Here is a 14,257-nt window from a genome sequence, read left to right on the forward strand (position 1 = left end):
TGGTGGGGCTGGGCGGGCTGGGGCACCTGGGCGTGAAGTTCGCGCTGGCGATGGGCGCGCACGTCACCGTCTTCAGCCACACGGACCGCAAGAAGCAGGACGCGCTGCGGCTGGGCGCCCACGAGGTGGTCGTGTCGTCGAGGCCGGAGGAGATGGCGGCGAAGGCGAACAGCCTCGACTTCATCCTCGACACCGTCTCCGCGGTCCACGACGTCAACGCCTACCTGGAGCTGCTGCGGCGCGACGGGCACCTGGTGCTGGTGGGCTTCCCGGCCCGGCCGCTGGAGGTGGCCCCCGTCTCGCTCCTCTCCCGGCGCGCGAGCTTCTCCGGCTCCGGCACCGGAGGCCTGCCGGAGACGCAGGCCATGCTCGACTTCTGCGGCGAGCACGGCATCGTCTCCGACATCGAATTGATTCCCATCCAGGGCATCAACGAAGCGTTCACGCGGCTGGAGAAGGGCGACGTGAAGTACCGCTTCGTCATCGACCTCAAGAGCCTGAAGTAGCGCGAGCACGGGCGGTGCGCGAAGCTCCAGGCATGGCCGAAGTGATCCACTTCTACAGCGTGACCGACGACTACGGGTGGTGCTCGAACTTCGCGCCCTACCCCATCAAGCTCCGGGGCAAGACCTGGCCGACCACCGAGCACTTCTTCCAGGCGCAGAAGTTCGAGAACGCCTCGGACCAGGAGGAGCTCCGCAAGGCCAACTCCCCGATGCTGGCGGCGCGCATGGGCCGGGACCGCAAGCGCAAGCTCCGCCGCGACTGGGAATCCGTGAAGGTGGCGGTGATGCGGGAGGCGCTCCAGGCGAAGTTCTCCCAGCATGAGGACCTCGCCCGCCTGCTCCAGGCCACCGGCGACGCGAAGCTGGTGGAGCACACGGAGAACGACGACTACTGGGGCGACGGAGGAGACGGCAGCGGCAGCAACATGCTGGGCCGCCTCCTCATGGAGCTGCGCGAGTCCGCTAGGAAGGCTTAGCGCGCATGGCGAGCATCGGGCGGTACGCCGCCCGGTAGGACCAGGCCAGGAAGAGCTCCGCCGCCAGGAGCACCACCGCCATGCCCAGGCCCGACGGCGCGAGGAAGGCGTGCGTCAGGAAGATGTTCACGATGACCGGGGCGATGAGCGCCAGCGCCAGCGGGACGAAGCGGTTGGCCAGCAGCAGCAGGCCCACCACCGTCTCCGTGCCCTTCACCAGCGCGAACAGGAAGCCCGTCGCCTTCATCGCGACGCCAAAGGCCACCGCCGGATCCGCCGGGTTCAGGTCCTTGGGCGCGGGAATGAACTCCAGGAACCCGTTCAGGCCGAAGACGAAGAACACCAGCCCCATGAACACGCGGGCCGCCGTCGGCAGGAAGCGGGCGAACGACTTCTTCTTCGGAGAGGCGTCCACCCCGGGGGTGGAGGAGGAAAGGGTGGCGTCCATGACGTGCTCCGTTCAGGTGGAAATCGCGGGCCTTCTACTCCACGTCGAATCAGGGCCCCACGAATCGACACGCCCCGTGCTTTTCAGCGGTTCGGCAGTCCGCCTACATGGCCGTACGTCCGAGCGCGCAGCCGCAGCACCTGGTACGTGGCGCCGCAGAGGAACAGGCCCAGCAGCGTCGCCAGGGCGGCCTGTACCACCGGGGACTGCGGGCTGTCGGCCAGGGGCTTGTCCGCGGGCAGCCGGGTCAGCGTCTCGTTGATGCCCGGCACCAGCAGCACCATGAAGCTGGCCGAGTACGTGAGGGTCCGCACGTATTCCGTGGCGCGGCCGAACACGCCCAGGCCCGGCGCCGCCGCGCCCACCGCCATGAGCAGCAGCGCCACGAGCCCCAGCGCGTGGCCCGGGTTGAAGCCGCCCGTGCTGGACAGGCCGAACGACGTCACCACCGACGTCACCATGCTGGCGACGTACGCCTTGCCGACACGCGTCCCCGGGTCGATGCGCCCGTCGCGCACGAAGGCCCAGACGCCGAAGACGATGGGAGGCACGCTCACGAGCGTGTGGATGATGCCCAGGGTGGACAGGGGGTTCGCCATGACAGGACTCCAGATGAGAGGGATTGAGCTTCAGGCCAGCAGGTATTCGCGGATCATCACGCGGGCGCGGTGCAGGCGGCTCTTCACCGCCGCCGGCTCCAGCGACAGGCGCTCGGCCATCTCGCGGATGGAGAGCGCTTCGAAGTCGCGCAGCACGACGACCTCCAGGTACTGCGGCGGCAGCGACTCCAGCGCGGACGCCATGTCCAGCCGCAGCGAGTCCGGCGTGTGCGCGGACATCCACTGGTCCACGAGCGCCTCCTCGTAGGGGTCGTTCTTCAGCACCGTGCGGGCCAGGCGGCGGCACTCGCGCTGGACAATCTTGAACATCCACCCGGAGAACGACGCCAGCTTGCGCACGGCGGTCAGGTGGCGGGACATCACCAGCATGGCCTCCTGGACCGCGTCGTCCACGTCGCTGATGAGGCAGCGCTTCTGCGCGTAGCGCCGGAGGTTCGGCTGCTGGAGTTGGAGCAGGTGCACCATCGCGACTCGGTCACCGGCGTGGGCCGCGAGCAACAACGCGTCGGGAGTCGAAGTCACGCCCATGGAACCTGCCTCGTGCGACGGGGAAAATCCCCATTCGCAAGATAAGAGGCGGCCACGGGCCGAATGGATTCGCGGCCCTGCTGATTTTTCTCCGGCCCCGCCCAACCGCTGGAAATGCCAGGAGTTTCAGCGCCAGAGGTTGGTGCGCGCCAGCTCCAGCACCTCGTTGGTGCGGCCGTTGAGCAGGGCCTTGATGCCGAACAGGGTGAAGCCCGCGGCCATGGACGCGGTGATGCGCGGTGGCATCACCAGCTCCGCCTTGCTGACCACGGCGTCCACCAGCACGGGCCCAGGCGTCGCGAGCGCCAGCTGGACGGCTTCATCCACCTGCGCCGGGTCCTCCACGCGCAGGCCCTTGATGCCCACGGCCTCCGCCAGCGCGGCGAAGTTCGGGTTCTGGAGCGCGGTGCCCACGTCGAGCATGCCGCCCACCTGCTGCTCCATGGCCACGAAGCCCAGGGAGCTGTTGTTGAACACCACGACCTTGATGGGCAGCCCCAGCTGCACCAGGCCGATGAAGTCCCCCATCAGCATCGTGAAGCCGCCGTCACCGGAGAAGGCGATGACCTGCCGGTCCGGGAAGGCCTTCTGCGCGCCAATGGCCTGCGCGAGGGCGCTCGCCATGGAGCCGTGGTTGAAGGAGCCCACCAGCCGCCGGCCGCCCCGCATGGTCGCGTAGCGCGCGGCCCAGACCGTGGGCAGGCCCACGTCGCAGGTGAAGATGGCGTCGTCCGCCGCCTGGAGGTCGAACGCGCGGGCCACCTGCGGCGGGTAGATGGGCTTCTTGCCCACCGTGCCCTGCCCCAGCGCGTCCAGCTCCTCGCGCGTCTTGCGGTAGTGCGCGAGCGCGCGCTCCAGGTGCTTCGTATCGCGCTTCGCTTCGATGCGGGGCAGGAGCGCCTGGACGGTGGCGGACACGCTGCCCACCACGCCCAGGTCCACCCGCGTGCGCTTGCCGATGTTCTCCGCGCGCACGTCCACCTGGATGATCCGCGTATCGGCGCTGTCCGGGTAGAACTGCCGGTAGGGGAAGTCCGTGCCCAGCATCAGCAGCACGTCGCAGTCGATCATCGCCCAGTACCCGGACGCGTAGCCGATGAGCCCCGTGAGCCCCACGAAGTGCGGGTTGTCCTTCTCCACGAACTCCTTGCCCCGGAGCGCGGAGACGACGGGCGCCTGAAGGCGCTTCGCCAGCTCCACCACCTGCGCGCCCGCGCCCTCGCAGCCCGCGCCGCACAGCAGCGTCACGCGTCCGCCGCGGTTGAGCAGCGCGGCCATCTGCTCCACCTGCGCGGAAGAGGGCATCAGCTGGGACGGCGATGCGCGCAGTGACTCCGGCGTGGGGGCGCGCGCGTCCTCCGCCTTCAGCATGGCGATGTCGCCGGGGAGCACCACCACGGCCACGCCGCCCTTGCCCACCGCGCTGCGGACGGCGATCTCCGCGGTGCGCTGCATCTGGTTGGGCCCGGAGACCAGCTCGCAGTAGTGGCTGCACTCCTTGAAGAGTGACTCCGGATGGGTCTCCTGGAAGTAGCCGGTGCCCAGCTCCACGGAGGGAATCTGCGCGGCGATGGCCAGCACCGGCGCCCGGCTGCGGTGGCAGTCATACAGGCCGTTGATGAGGTGCAGGTTGCCGGGGCCGCAGCTCCCCGCGCACACGGCGAGCTGCCCGGTGAGGTGCGCCTCCGCGCCCGCGGCGAAGGCGGCGGCCTCCTCGTTGCGCATGGGCACCCATTCGATGTCGCCCCGCCGGCGCAGCGACTCCGCGAGGGCATTCAGGCTGTCGCCCACCACGCCATAGATGCGCTTCACCCCCGCGAGCGCGAGGACCTCCACGAACTGGTCCGCCACCGTCTTCTTCATGGTCCACCCTCGCCTGGGCCGGTTCACCCCGGGCGAAGATGTGCACCGTCCCGCAGGCCCGCGACCGGCCGTGCAGGCAAGGGCTCCACACAAGGCTGGCTGCCCGGTGCGGGAGGGACAGCGGGACGTCGCCATTCGCCGCGTCCCGCGCACCGTTCGCCGCGCCATTCGGGTCACTGGCGGCATGGCCCCTGGAGGCAGGTGCCAGCCACGGCATCGTGGGGCCATGCGAAGCCCCCTGCTGTTGTCCGCTGTCGCGGCGCTGCTGCTCACCCTGCCCGCCTCCGCCGCCGAGGACCCCGGCCGCGCCCACGTCCGCGCCGCCGCCGAGGCCATGGGCGGCGAGGCCAGGCTCCGCGCGCTCACGGGCCTGCGCCTTCGAGGCGTGGGCCACTGGAACCTGCTGGAGCAGTCCGAGCGCCCCACGCCGCCATTCCTCGTGATGTACGAGCAGTTCGAAGAGGTGCGCGACCTGCACCGGGGCCGCCTGCGCCAGAGGTCCGAGAGCCGCGGGATGGTGATGGATGAGTGGAAGGGCGTGACGATGCTGCTCGCCGACGGTGTGGCGGCGGCGGACTTCCAGGGGAAGTGGAGGCCGCTGGGCGCCGCGCAGCTCCAGGACATGCAGGAGCGGCTGGCCTTCGCGCCCGAGCACGTGCTGCTCGCGGCCCTGGACGCCAGGGACCTGCGAGCCCAGGCGGACACGGTGCTGCAGGAGGTGCCCCACCACGTCGTCGCCTTCCACCTGGACCGCGCGAGCGTGCGCCTGTTCCTCAACGCCCGCACGGGCCTGCCCACCGCCGTGGAGACAGTGGATGCGCATCCGGAGGACCCTTTCTGGAGCGTCTGGGGGGACGTGCGCACGGTGCTGTCCTTCCAGGCGTGGACGCTGGAGCCGGGCGGCCTGCGCTACCCGCGTCATTGGGAGTGGGCGCGCAATGGCCAGCCACACCACTCCGTCACGGTGACAGCGGTGACGGTGGATCCACCGCTCGCGGACGCGGACTTCGCCGTGCCGGACGACGTGAAGCAGGGCTTCGAGGCCCGCCGCGCGAGGAAGCTGGACGAAGCCCCCGTGGTCCGTCCGGACGCGCCGCCCGTGGAGGTGGCTCCCGGGGTGGTGCAGCTACCGGGCGCATGGAACGTGGCCCTGGTGGCGCAGGACGACGGCGTCGTGGTGGTAGAGGGCCCGCTCGCGTCCGGCTATTCGGCGCGAGTGCTGGACGAGGCAGCGAAGCGCTTCCCGGGCTTGAAGGTGAAGGCCGTGGTGTCCACCAGCGACGCCTGGCCGCACATCGGCGGGTTGCGCGAGTACGTGGCCCGGGGCATCCCGGTGCACGTGCTGGACCTCAACCGCGCTGGTGGAGCGACTGGTGGCGTCGCCGCGCACGCTCGTGCCGGATGCGCTCGCCAGGAAGCCGCGCGCCGCGAAGCTCCAGGTCGTGGACGGACGGCGCGTGCTGGGCACCGGGAAGAACCGTCTGGAGCTCGTCCCGGTGCGCACGGAGACAGGGGAGCGGATGCTGTTCGCGTGGCTGCCGGAACACCGGCTGCTCTACACGTCCGACCTGGTGCAGCCCCAGCCGGACGGCACGTTCTTCAACGTGCAGCAGGTGGACGAAACCGTGGAGGTGGCCGCGCGCGAGAAGCTCCCTGTGTCCCAGGTGTTCGGCATGCACCTGAAGCCCACGGATTGGAGCGCGCTCACCACCGCCGTGGACAAGTCCCGCAAGCCCTGAGGCCCAGCCAGGCCCTCAAACAAGAAACCTGTCGCCACGGATGAGAAGGTGAGAACCCATCCAGGGCCGCCCCGTCGGCGGCGCAGCTCAGAAACCTGTCCGACTGTCGGACAGGTTCGCCACCAGCGGCCCCCCGCCATGGCCGAGGGCCACCGTCCCCGGTCAAAAGAAGCCTGTCGGACTGTCGGACAGGTTTTGGCCGACCGCGGGAAACCTGTCGGACTGTCGGACAGCTTGGGACGCAGGGCATGAACCTGTCCGACTGTCCGACAACTTGGGCCGACCGCGGGAAACCTGTCGGACTGTCGGACAGCTTGGGCCGACCGCAGGAAGCCTGTCGGACTGTCGGACAGCTTGGGCCGACCGCGGGAAGCCTGTCGGACTGTCGGACAGCTTGGGCCGACCGCGGGAAGCCTGTCGGACTGTCGGACAGGTTGGGACGCAGGGCATGAACCTGTCCGACTGTCGGACAGGTTTTGGAAGACCGCGCCCGGCAGGGGACTGCTCGACCCGGACGGCTGGAACCTGTCCGACTGTCCGACAGGTTTTGGATGACCGCGCCGGGCGGGCGGCGGGCAGCATGGGTTGTTTCGGGGCCTAGCGGGCCCGGCCCAGCCGCCGTTCCAGGTGCTCGCGGCGGCTGCGGCTCACGCGCAGGCGCGTGCCGCTTCGCAGCACCACCACCTGCTCCGTGGGCGAAGGACGGTGTACTTCTTGAATGCACGCCACGTTGACGATGGCGGAGCGGTGGATGCGCACGAAGCGCTCCGGGTCCAACCGCGCCTCCAGCGCCGCCAGGCTCTCGCGCAGCACGTGGGCCTTGCCGTCCGCGTGCAGCGTGACGCAGTAGTCGTCCGCCTCCACCCACTCGATGTCCGCGACGGGAACGAGCACGGAGCGCAGCCCCACGCGCACCAGCAGCCGGTCCGCGGGAGGCTCGGCGGGCCTGGGTGCCGGGCCCGCGTCCGCCAACAGGTCCGCGAGCCGACGCCCCAACTCCGCGGCCTCGCCGGCGCGCAGCCGCTGCCGGGCCCGGGCCAGCGCCGCGTCGAAGCGTGCGTCGTCGAAGGGCTTCACCAGATAGTCCACCGCGTGCACTTCGAAGGCCCTCACCGCGAAGGTGTCGAACGCGGTGATGAAGATGACGGCGGGCATCTGCTCCACGCCCAGCTCGCGCAGCACGCCGAAGCCGTCCAACTCCGGCATCTGCACGTCCAGCAACACCAACTGGGGACGCTGAGCACGGATGGCACCCACCGCTTCGCGGCCGTCGCGGCACTCGCCGCACACCACCGCGTCCGGATGGCGTGCCAGGGCCTGCCGCAATCCCTTCCGGGCCAGCGGCTCGTCGTCCACCAGCAGCACGCGCAGCTCAGCCATGCACCACCCCGGTGGTTTCTTGCCCGCGCGTCAAGCGCTGCTCTGGCCCCATCCAGGGCAACGGCGCCTCGTCCATCCGCAACATCCACGGCCCAGCCATACGCCACCCGACGACGCACAGCCTTCGCGCCAGGCTCTGCTCCGGGCCGTGCCAAGACATCGGCGCATTGCACGCCTGCGCCATTTCCGGCTCAGCCATGCGCCACTCCAGCGGCGTCCGGCTTGGAGCGCCAGGGCAGCAGGACCGTGGCCACGGTGCCCTGCCCTTCCGCGTTGGCGACTCCCAGCCGTCCCGCTTCGCCGTAGAGCTGCGCCAGGCGCGCACGCGTGTTCGACAGACCGATGCCCCTTGCCGCTTCCAGGTTGAAGTCCCGGGGCAGCCCCGGACCGTCGTCTCGCACGGTCAGCTCCAGCGCGTCTCCGCACCGCCGCGCACCGATGCGCAGCACTCCTGAGGCAGAGCGCACGCCGATGCCGTGGCGGAGCGCGTTCTCCGCGAGCGGCTGGAGCACCAGGTGAGGCACTCGGGCCTCCAGCGCTTCCGGCTCCACCACCCACTCCACTCGCAGCCGGTCCGCGAAGCGCAGCTGCTGGAGCTCCAGGTAGCGCGACAGCACGGCCACCTCGTCGCGCAGGGACACCTCCTGGGTGGCTCCCTGCTGGAGCAACTGCCGGAGCAGGTCGCTCAGCAGCACCAGCATGCGCGCGGCCTCCTCCGTCTCCTTTTCGCGCACCAGCACCACGATGGCGTTGAGCGTGTTGAAGAGAAAGTGCGGCTGCAATTGCGTCTGGAGCGCGAGCAGCCGGGACTCAGCCAGCTGCACCGCGAGCGCCGCGGCCTGACGCTCGCTGCCCCTCGCCCGCTGGGAGGCCCGGGTGGCGGAGGCCACCGCCAGCACCGTCGCGTAGGCCATGCCCATCATCGGCAACCAGCCCCACCATGCACGCAGCCAGCGCGCGGCCCAGGTGGCATCCCGCCCGGGCATGAACTGCGCCGTCGTCAGCGCATACACGGCGGCGAACAGGGCGCCCATGCCCAGACACGCCGCCAGGTGCACAAGAACAGGGCGCGGCCTCGGAGGGCTCAGGGGCTCACGCGCGGCGAGCCGGGTGAGCCACGGCGTGAGGGGCAGCCACACGTACCAGGCGGGCATCTGCGCCGCGAACACCCGCCACAGCGCGGGCGCGCCGGCCATGTCCCGGCTGAACGTGTACGTCTCCAGCGCGGAGAAGAGCGCGGGCACGGACCACGCGGCGGCCCGCTTCGCCCAGGCACGCCACGCGCTTCCGGAGGTGTCTTCCACGATGCCCACGAGGCCCACGAGTCTACCGGCGGGCGCCGCGGACTTCACCGCCTCCGCGAGGCCTCAGGGGAAGCCGCTGAGCACGATCTTGCCCAGCGTGCGGCCCGTCTCCACCGCCGCGTGCGCGCGCCGGAGGTTCGCGGCGGTGAGCGGCCCGAAGTCCTGCGTCATGGTGGTCCGCAGCGTGCCGCCCTCCACCAGGTCCGCCACCGTGTCGAGCAGCCGCTGCTGGGAGAGCGGATCCGCGTCGTAGAGCGCGCGCGTGAACATCAGCTCCCAGTGGAGCGCCAGGCTCTTGCGCTTCATCGCGTTCACGTCGAGCGGCGTCTGCGGATCGTCGATGATGCCCAGGTGCCCGAAGGGCGCCATCAGCTCCACCAACTGCGCGAAGTGCTGCTCCGTCGCGGTGAGCGCCATCACGTAGCGCACGCCGCCCGGCACCAGCGCCTTCACCTGCTCGGCCAGGGGCTGGCGGTGGTCCACCACGTGGTGCGCGCCCAGGGACTTGCACCACTCCACCGTCTCCGGCCGCGACGCCGTGGCGATGACCGTGAGGTCCGTCAGCTTGCTGGCGATCTGGATGGCCATGGAGCCCACGCCCCCCGCGCCGCCCACCACGAGCAACTCATCCTTCCGGGTGCCCGTCTTGTGCCTTGGCACGCCCAGGCGCTCGAACAGCAGCTCCCACGCGGTGATGGAAGTGAGCGGCATCGCGGCCGCCTGGGCGAAGGTCAGCCCCCTCGGCTTGCGGCCGACGATGCGCGCGTCCACCACATGCAGCTCGGAATTCGTTCCCGGCTTCGCGATGGAGCCCGCGTAGAACACTTCATCGCCGGGGCGGAAGTGCTTCACGTCCTTCCCCACCGCCTCCACCACGCCGGCCGCATCCCAGCCGAGCACGCGCGGCGAGGGCTCCACCTTGTCCTTGGGCGCGCGGACCTTCACGTCCACGGGGTTCACGGACACGGCGCGCACGCGCACCAGCAGGTCTCCAGGACCGGGCGTGGGGTCCGGCAGCTCCACGTCGACGAAGGCTTCGGGATGGTCACTGGGGAGGTACTTCGTGAGGGCGACGGCTCGCATTGGGGGCTCCTTTGCGTGCAACATCGTCCTGAAGGTTGGAACGGACAAGTACGCAGGATTTCCGCCCATACGCACGAAAAGGGAACCATGGCCCGGCACAAGACCTATGACTGCTCCGCCGGTTGTCCGGTGTCCGCGACGCTGGATGTGATTGGCGGCAAGTGGAAGGGGCTCATCCTCTACCACCTGCTCGAAGGCACGCTGCGCTTCGGCGAGCTGCGCAAGCGCATCCCGGACGTCACCCAGCGGATGCTCACGCAGCACCTGCGCGAGCTGGAGGAGAGCGGGCTCGTGCACCGGCAGGTGTACGCGGAGGTGCCTCCGCGCGTCGAATACAGCCTCACGCCGCAGGGCCAGACGCTGCGAGGCGTGATTGCCGCGCTCAAGTCCTGGGGAGAGACCTACCTGGGCCGAAAGGCTCCGAAGCAGGCCCCGGAGCCCGCGGCCTCGAAGCGCCGGCTCGCCGTCGCGGGGCGCTGAAGCCTCCCGCCGCCATCACTCCCGTACGAGGAGCGTGAACTTCTCACCGCTTGGAGCGGGGGCTTCCTCCCAACGGATGGCGTCTCCCCGGCACTCGTACGACGTCCAGCACTCGAAGCGCACGCCGCCCTCGCCGCACGCCACGTTGGTCACGGCGTCGGCCTGGAGCCGCGCGGCCTCGCCCTTCAGTATCTCCTGCAGGGCCGCGGGCGAGTAGTTGGTCCGGTGGATGCCACTGGTGCAGGTGGCCGCCTCGACCTCGCCCAGGAACGTGAACCTCCGCTTGGGCAATTCCTCCGCCTTGACGATGGTGATGTTCGCCGCGCGCCGGCGCAGCTCCGGATCCCGCAGCGAGTTCGACGTCACGCAGCCCTGCCCCAGCACCAGGACCGCGCCCCATAGCATTCCACGCAGGTGAATGGACATATCCCCTCCGGGACGACGCTCTAGCGCAATCCCCCGGGGAAGGACAAACGTCCTATCCCGCCGCGCGCACCAGGCGCAGCACCAGCACGAAGTGCAGCCCCGCGCCCACCAGCGTCATGGCGTGGAACACCTCGTGGTAGCCGAAGACGCCGGGCAGGGGGTTGGGCCGCTTGAAGGCATACGCGAGCGCGCCCAGCGTGTACGCCAGCCCCCCGGCGATGATGAGCGCGATGGCGGAAGGCCCCACCGCGCGGAAGACGTCGCCGAAGTACGGCATCATCGTCCACCCCACGCCGATGGCCAGCGCCGCCGTCACCCACTTGGGCGCGCCCACCCAGAACAGCGACTGCAGGATGCCCAGCAGCGCCCCCGCGTAGAGCCACGCCATCAGCGGGTTGCCCACTTCCGGAGGCAGCCCCAGCAGGATGACCGGCGTGTACGTCCCCGCGATGAGCAGGAAGATGGCCGCGTGGTCCGCCCGGCGCATCCACGCGCGGGCCTTCGGTGACCAGTTCACCCGGTGGTACGTCGCGCTGATGGTGAACAGCCCCACCAGACTCAGCGCGTACAGCGCGGACGCCACCGCCGTGCGCTGCGTGGGCGCCATCGCCACCAGCACCACCCCCGCCCCCACCGCGAACGCCGCCGCCCACTGGTGCAACACGCCCCGCAGCTTCGGCTTCTCCATGCCCGGCACCGCCGCGCTCACGCGCGCCCCATGGCGGACTCGACACCCTTCGAAACGAAGCATTTCATGACGGTGGCGACTCCACGCTTTCCCTACGGGATGGTAGGTTTCGGTCCGGTAAGTTACCGACGGGTAGGTTAGAGGTCAACTTGAAGAAGAAACAGCGGCTCACGGGTGCGGAACGCCGGGTCCAGTTGATGGAGATCGGCCGGTCGGTCTTCGCCTCGAAGGGCTACGAGGCGACCTCGATTGAAGAGGTCGCCCAGCAAGCGGGCGTGTCCAAGCCCATCGTCTACGAGCACTTCGGCGCGAAGGAGGGGCTGTACGCGGCCATCGTGGACCGGGAGCTGGAGAACCTGGTGGCGCGCGTGTCCGCGAGCATCGCCCAGGGCACGCCCCGGCAGCGCTTCGAGGACGCGGTGCTGGCGTTCATGGCCTACGTGAAGGAGGAGCCGGCGGGCTTCGCGGTGCTGACGCGAGACTCGCCCACGGCGGCGGCGCGGCGCGGGCTGACGCGCGTCATCGACGACCTGGCCCAGCGCGTGAGCGACGTCTTCCGCAGCGAGTTCGAGCACGCCGGCTACCCGCCCAAGGTGGCACCCATCTATGCCAACGCGCTGGTGGGCATGGTGACGCAGGTGGGCCACTGGTGGGCGGCGGAGGGCAAGGCCTTCTCCACGGAGAACGTGGCCCGCCATGTCGCGGCGCTCGGGTGGATGGGCTTGAGGCACCTGCCCAAGGACCCGGCGGCACCCGGCGCGAAGCGCGATGTGAAGCTGCGCAAGGGCTGAAGCTCCCGCAGTGGCCACTTCGTGGGATCCCGGGTCTCCTGAATTGCCCAGGAATTTTATTTTCCGGGTGAAAGCACACCCCCTGGAAAGCGCCCCTCGCGCGAACCGGAGTCCCCCATGCGCATCCGTCACTACGCCTCGCTCGCGTCCTTCCTGCTGCTGGGAAGCGCCTGTGGTCCCACCGACACCGCGGAAGACACCTCCCAGACGGAGGCGCAGCAGGGCAGCGCGCTGGCCGCGAAGCCCGTGCGCGGCGACGGCCTCCGCCAGCTCCAGGCGCAGCGCCCCGGCTTCCTCAAGGGAGCGGGCGAGCTGACCTCGCGGCGCTTCCACGTGGACGGGCGCGGACAGGCGCATGAGCGCCTCACGCAGACGTTCCAGGGCGTGCCTGTCTTTGGCGCGGCGGCCATCGTCCACCTGGACGCGAACGGCGCGGTCGCGGGTGTGACGGACAAGCTGGTGCGCGACCTCAAGGTGGACACCACGCCCCGGCTGCGGGCCCAGGAGGCCATCCAGCGCGCCGTGTCCGGGCTGGAGGCCGCGGGCAGTGTGCTCACGGGCGCGCCCCGCGCGGACCTGCAGATCCTCGCCGACAGCAAGGACACCCGCCTGACGTGGCGCGTGCAGTTGGAGACGGTGGACGTGGACGGCCTGCCCTCCATGCCCAACGTCTTCATCGACGCGCGCACCGGAGACTCCGTCTGGGGTTTCGACAACCTGCAGACGAGCCGCAACCGGAAGACCTACACGGCGAAGAACCGCACCACGCTGCCCGGCACGCTGGTGCGCAGCGAGGGCCAGGGCGTCTCTGGCGACGCGGTGCTGGACCAGGCCCACGACAACGCGGGCTTCACGTACGACTTCTACGCCAACGTGTTCGGCCGGGACAGCTACGACGGGCTGGGCACCGCGCTCACCTCCAGCGTCCACTACAGCAAGAACTACGTGAACGCGTTCTGGAACGGGACGCAGATGGTCTACGGCGACGGTGACGGCTCGCAGTCCAGCGCGCTCACGGTGCTGGACGTCGTGGGCCACGAGCTGACCCACGCCGTCACGGACACGTCCTCGGAGCTCATCTACGCCAACGAGTCCGGCGCGCTGAACGAGGCCATGTCCGACGTCTTCGGCGCCGCCATCGAGGCGTACCGGGACGGCGCCGTCAGCGCCAACACCTGGAAGATTGGCGAGGAGTGCTGGACGCCGGCCACCGCGGGCGACGCCTTGCGCTACATGAACGACCCGGCCATCGCGGGGGACTACGACTACTACCCCACGCGCTACACCGGCACGTCGGACAGCGGCGGCGTGCACTGGAACTCCGGCATCGCGAACCTGGCGTTCCACCTGATGGTCAGCGGCGGCACGCACCCTCGCGGCAAGACGAGCAACGTGGTGCCCGCGCTCGACGCCAACGCCTACGCCAGCATCATGAAGGGCGCGGCCATCTTCTACCGCGCGAACACCGTCTACCTGACGCCGGGCAGCACCTTCGCCGACGCGCGCGGCGCCACCGCGCAGGCGGCCGCGGACCTGTACGGCGCCAGCGCCGTCACGTCCGTCAACGAGGCCTGGAGCGCCGTGGGTGTGGCCGCGCCGCCGGTCTGGACGACCGTCACCACGCTCACCAACGTGTCCGGCGCCCGCAACAGCAACACGAACTTGAGCTACGTGAAGCCGTCCGGCGCCACCGCCATGCGCTTCCAGCTCGCGGGCGGCACGGGTGATGCGGACCTCTACGTGAAGTTCGGCAGCGCGCCCACGACCACCAGCTACGACTGCCGCTCCGCGGGCGCCAGCAGCGACGAGACCTGCACCATCAACGGCGCACAGTCGGGCACGTACTACGTGCTCATCCGCGGCTACAGCGCCTACTCCGGCGCCACCTTCACGGTGAGCTCCGGGCAGTAGTTGTATGCCGGCGC

General features: G+C 70.1%; 15 protein-coding genes. 6 read left to right on the top strand and 9 right to left on the bottom strand.

Annotated elements, in window-relative coordinates:
- Together D7Y21_RS23465 and D7Y21_RS23470 are read left to right on the top strand one after the other, a co-directional pair.
- Window positions 1-506 (top strand): zinc-binding dehydrogenase (locus tag D7Y21_RS23465; RefSeq protein WP_147469355.1); only part of this gene is annotated, 506 nt, incomplete at its 5' end.
- 32 nt (window positions 507-538) lie between these two features.
- On the top strand, window positions 539-982 hold the full coding sequence (locus D7Y21_RS23470; RefSeq protein ID WP_120562201.1) for an NADAR family protein: 444 nt from the start codon (window positions 539-541) through the stop codon (window positions 980-982).
- Here the strand turns inward: D7Y21_RS23470 and D7Y21_RS23475 are convergent.
- The 4 genes from D7Y21_RS23475 to poxB form a co-directional block, all read right to left on the bottom strand.
- Window positions 969-1,430 (bottom strand): DoxX family membrane protein, encoded by a 462-nt coding sequence (locus D7Y21_RS23475; RefSeq protein ID WP_121715810.1) that lies wholly within the window; start codon window positions 1,428-1,430, stop codon window positions 969-971. The two genes, D7Y21_RS23470 and D7Y21_RS23475, sit on opposite strands and share 14 nt — an antisense overlap.
- A gap of 83 nt (window positions 1,431-1,513) precedes the next feature.
- Complete coding sequence (locus D7Y21_RS23480) at window positions 1,514-2,029, bottom strand: hypothetical protein (RefSeq protein WP_121715812.1); 516 nt, start codon at window positions 2,027-2,029, stop codon at window positions 1,514-1,516.
- A gap of 30 nt (window positions 2,030-2,059) precedes the next feature.
- Window positions 2,060-2,578 (bottom strand): RNA polymerase sigma factor, encoded by a 519-nt coding sequence (locus D7Y21_RS23485; protein WP_121715814.1) that lies wholly within the window; start codon window positions 2,576-2,578, stop codon window positions 2,060-2,062.
- 126 nt (window positions 2,579-2,704) lie between these two features.
- Window positions 2,705-4,441, bottom strand: a complete 1,737-nt coding sequence (poxB, locus tag D7Y21_RS23490; protein WP_121715816.1) for a ubiquinone-dependent pyruvate dehydrogenase — start codon at window positions 4,439-4,441, stop codon at window positions 2,705-2,707.
- A gap of 226 nt (window positions 4,442-4,667) precedes the next feature.
- On the opposite strand from poxB, the gene D7Y21_RS41530 reads away from it, so the two are divergent.
- Window positions 4,668-6,224: a hypothetical protein gene (locus D7Y21_RS41530; protein WP_147469356.1), complete on the top strand. Its 1,557-nt coding sequence runs from the start codon at window positions 4,668-4,670 to the stop codon at window positions 6,222-6,224.
- 553 nt (window positions 6,225-6,777) lie between these two features.
- Here D7Y21_RS41530 and D7Y21_RS23500 read toward each other — a convergent pair.
- From D7Y21_RS23500 to D7Y21_RS23515, 3 genes are all read right to left on the bottom strand, one after another.
- On the bottom strand, window positions 6,778-7,560 hold the full coding sequence (locus D7Y21_RS23500) for a LytTR family DNA-binding domain-containing protein (protein WP_121715820.1): 783 nt from the start codon (window positions 7,558-7,560) through the stop codon (window positions 6,778-6,780).
- A 191-nt stretch (window positions 7,561-7,751) separates the two neighbouring features.
- Window positions 7,752-8,912, bottom strand: coding sequence for a sensor histidine kinase (locus tag D7Y21_RS23510; protein WP_147469357.1), 1,161 nt, complete (start codon window positions 8,910-8,912; stop codon window positions 7,752-7,754).
- A 15-nt stretch (window positions 8,913-8,927) separates the two neighbouring features.
- Window positions 8,928-9,947, bottom strand: a complete 1,020-nt coding sequence (locus tag D7Y21_RS23515) for a zinc-binding alcohol dehydrogenase family protein (protein ID WP_121715825.1) — start codon at window positions 9,945-9,947, stop codon at window positions 8,928-8,930.
- 87 nt (window positions 9,948-10,034) lie between these two features.
- Here D7Y21_RS23515 and D7Y21_RS23520 point away from each other — a divergent pair, with 87 nt between their 5' ends.
- Window positions 10,035-10,427 (top strand): helix-turn-helix domain-containing protein, encoded by a 393-nt coding sequence (locus D7Y21_RS23520; RefSeq protein WP_120562211.1) that lies wholly within the window; start codon window positions 10,035-10,037, stop codon window positions 10,425-10,427.
- Window positions 10,428-10,442: 15 nt separating this feature from the next.
- Here D7Y21_RS23520 and D7Y21_RS23525 read toward each other — a convergent pair whose 3' ends face one another.
- Both D7Y21_RS23525 and D7Y21_RS23530 read right to left on the bottom strand, forming a co-directional pair.
- Window positions 10,443-10,853, bottom strand: coding sequence for a hypothetical protein (locus D7Y21_RS23525; RefSeq protein ID WP_120562212.1), 411 nt, complete (start codon window positions 10,851-10,853; stop codon window positions 10,443-10,445).
- 52 nt (window positions 10,854-10,905) lie between these two features.
- Window positions 10,906-11,562: a hemolysin III family protein gene (locus D7Y21_RS23530; protein WP_370039098.1), complete on the bottom strand. Its 657-nt coding sequence runs from the start codon at window positions 11,560-11,562 to the stop codon at window positions 10,906-10,908.
- A 128-nt stretch (window positions 11,563-11,690) separates the two neighbouring features.
- Here D7Y21_RS23530 and D7Y21_RS23535 point away from each other — a divergent pair, with 128 nt between their 5' ends.
- A complete protein-coding gene (locus D7Y21_RS23535; protein WP_233612254.1) occupies window positions 11,691-12,332 on the top strand; it encodes a TetR/AcrR family transcriptional regulator in 642 nt (213 codons plus the stop codon).
- 117 nt (window positions 12,333-12,449) lie between these two features.
- Window positions 12,450-14,243 (top strand): M4 family metallopeptidase, encoded by a 1,794-nt coding sequence (locus D7Y21_RS23540; RefSeq protein ID WP_121715827.1) that lies wholly within the window; start codon window positions 12,450-12,452, stop codon window positions 14,241-14,243.
- Window positions 14,244-14,257 lie beyond the last annotated feature (14 nt).

The sequence above is a fragment of the Corallococcus sp. AB045 genome (assembly GCF_003668895.1).
Lineage (GTDB): Bacteria > Myxococcota > Myxococcia > Myxococcales > Myxococcaceae > Corallococcus > Corallococcus coralloides.

Bases quoted from the DNA above. Each gene is read 5' to 3' on its own strand.
- D7Y21_RS23540 (WP_121715827.1), top strand. From the start codon at position 12,450: ATGCGCATCCGTCACTACGCCTCGCTCGCGTCCTTCCTGCTGCTGGGA.
- D7Y21_RS23480 (WP_121715812.1), bottom strand. From the start codon at position 2,029: ATGGCGAACCCCCTGTCCACCCTGGGCATCATCCACACGCTCGTGAGC.
- D7Y21_RS23500 (WP_121715820.1), bottom strand. From the start codon at position 7,560: ATGGCTGAGCTGCGCGTGCTGCTGGTGGACGACGAGCCGCTGGCCCGG.
- D7Y21_RS23525 (WP_120562212.1), bottom strand. From the start codon at position 10,853: ATGTCCATTCACCTGCGTGGAATGCTATGGGGCGCGGTCCTGGTGCTG.
- D7Y21_RS41530 (WP_147469356.1), top strand. From the start codon at position 4,668: ATGCGAAGCCCCCTGCTGTTGTCCGCTGTCGCGGCGCTGCTGCTCACC.
- D7Y21_RS23470 (WP_120562201.1), top strand. From the start codon at position 539: ATGGCCGAAGTGATCCACTTCTACAGCGTGACCGACGACTACGGGTGG.
- D7Y21_RS23485 (WP_121715814.1), bottom strand. From the start codon at position 2,578: ATGGGCGTGACTTCGACTCCCGACGCGTTGTTGCTCGCGGCCCACGCC.
- poxB (WP_121715816.1), bottom strand. From the start codon at position 4,441: ATGAAGAAGACGGTGGCGGACCAGTTCGTGGAGGTCCTCGCGCTCGCG.
- D7Y21_RS23515 (WP_121715825.1), bottom strand. From the start codon at position 9,947: ATGCGAGCCGTCGCCCTCACGAAGTACCTCCCCAGTGACCATCCCGAA.
- D7Y21_RS23475 (WP_121715810.1), bottom strand. From the start codon at position 1,430: ATGGACGCCACCCTTTCCTCCTCCACCCCCGGGGTGGACGCCTCTCCG.
- D7Y21_RS23520 (WP_120562211.1), top strand. From the start codon at position 10,035: ATGGCCCGGCACAAGACCTATGACTGCTCCGCCGGTTGTCCGGTGTCC.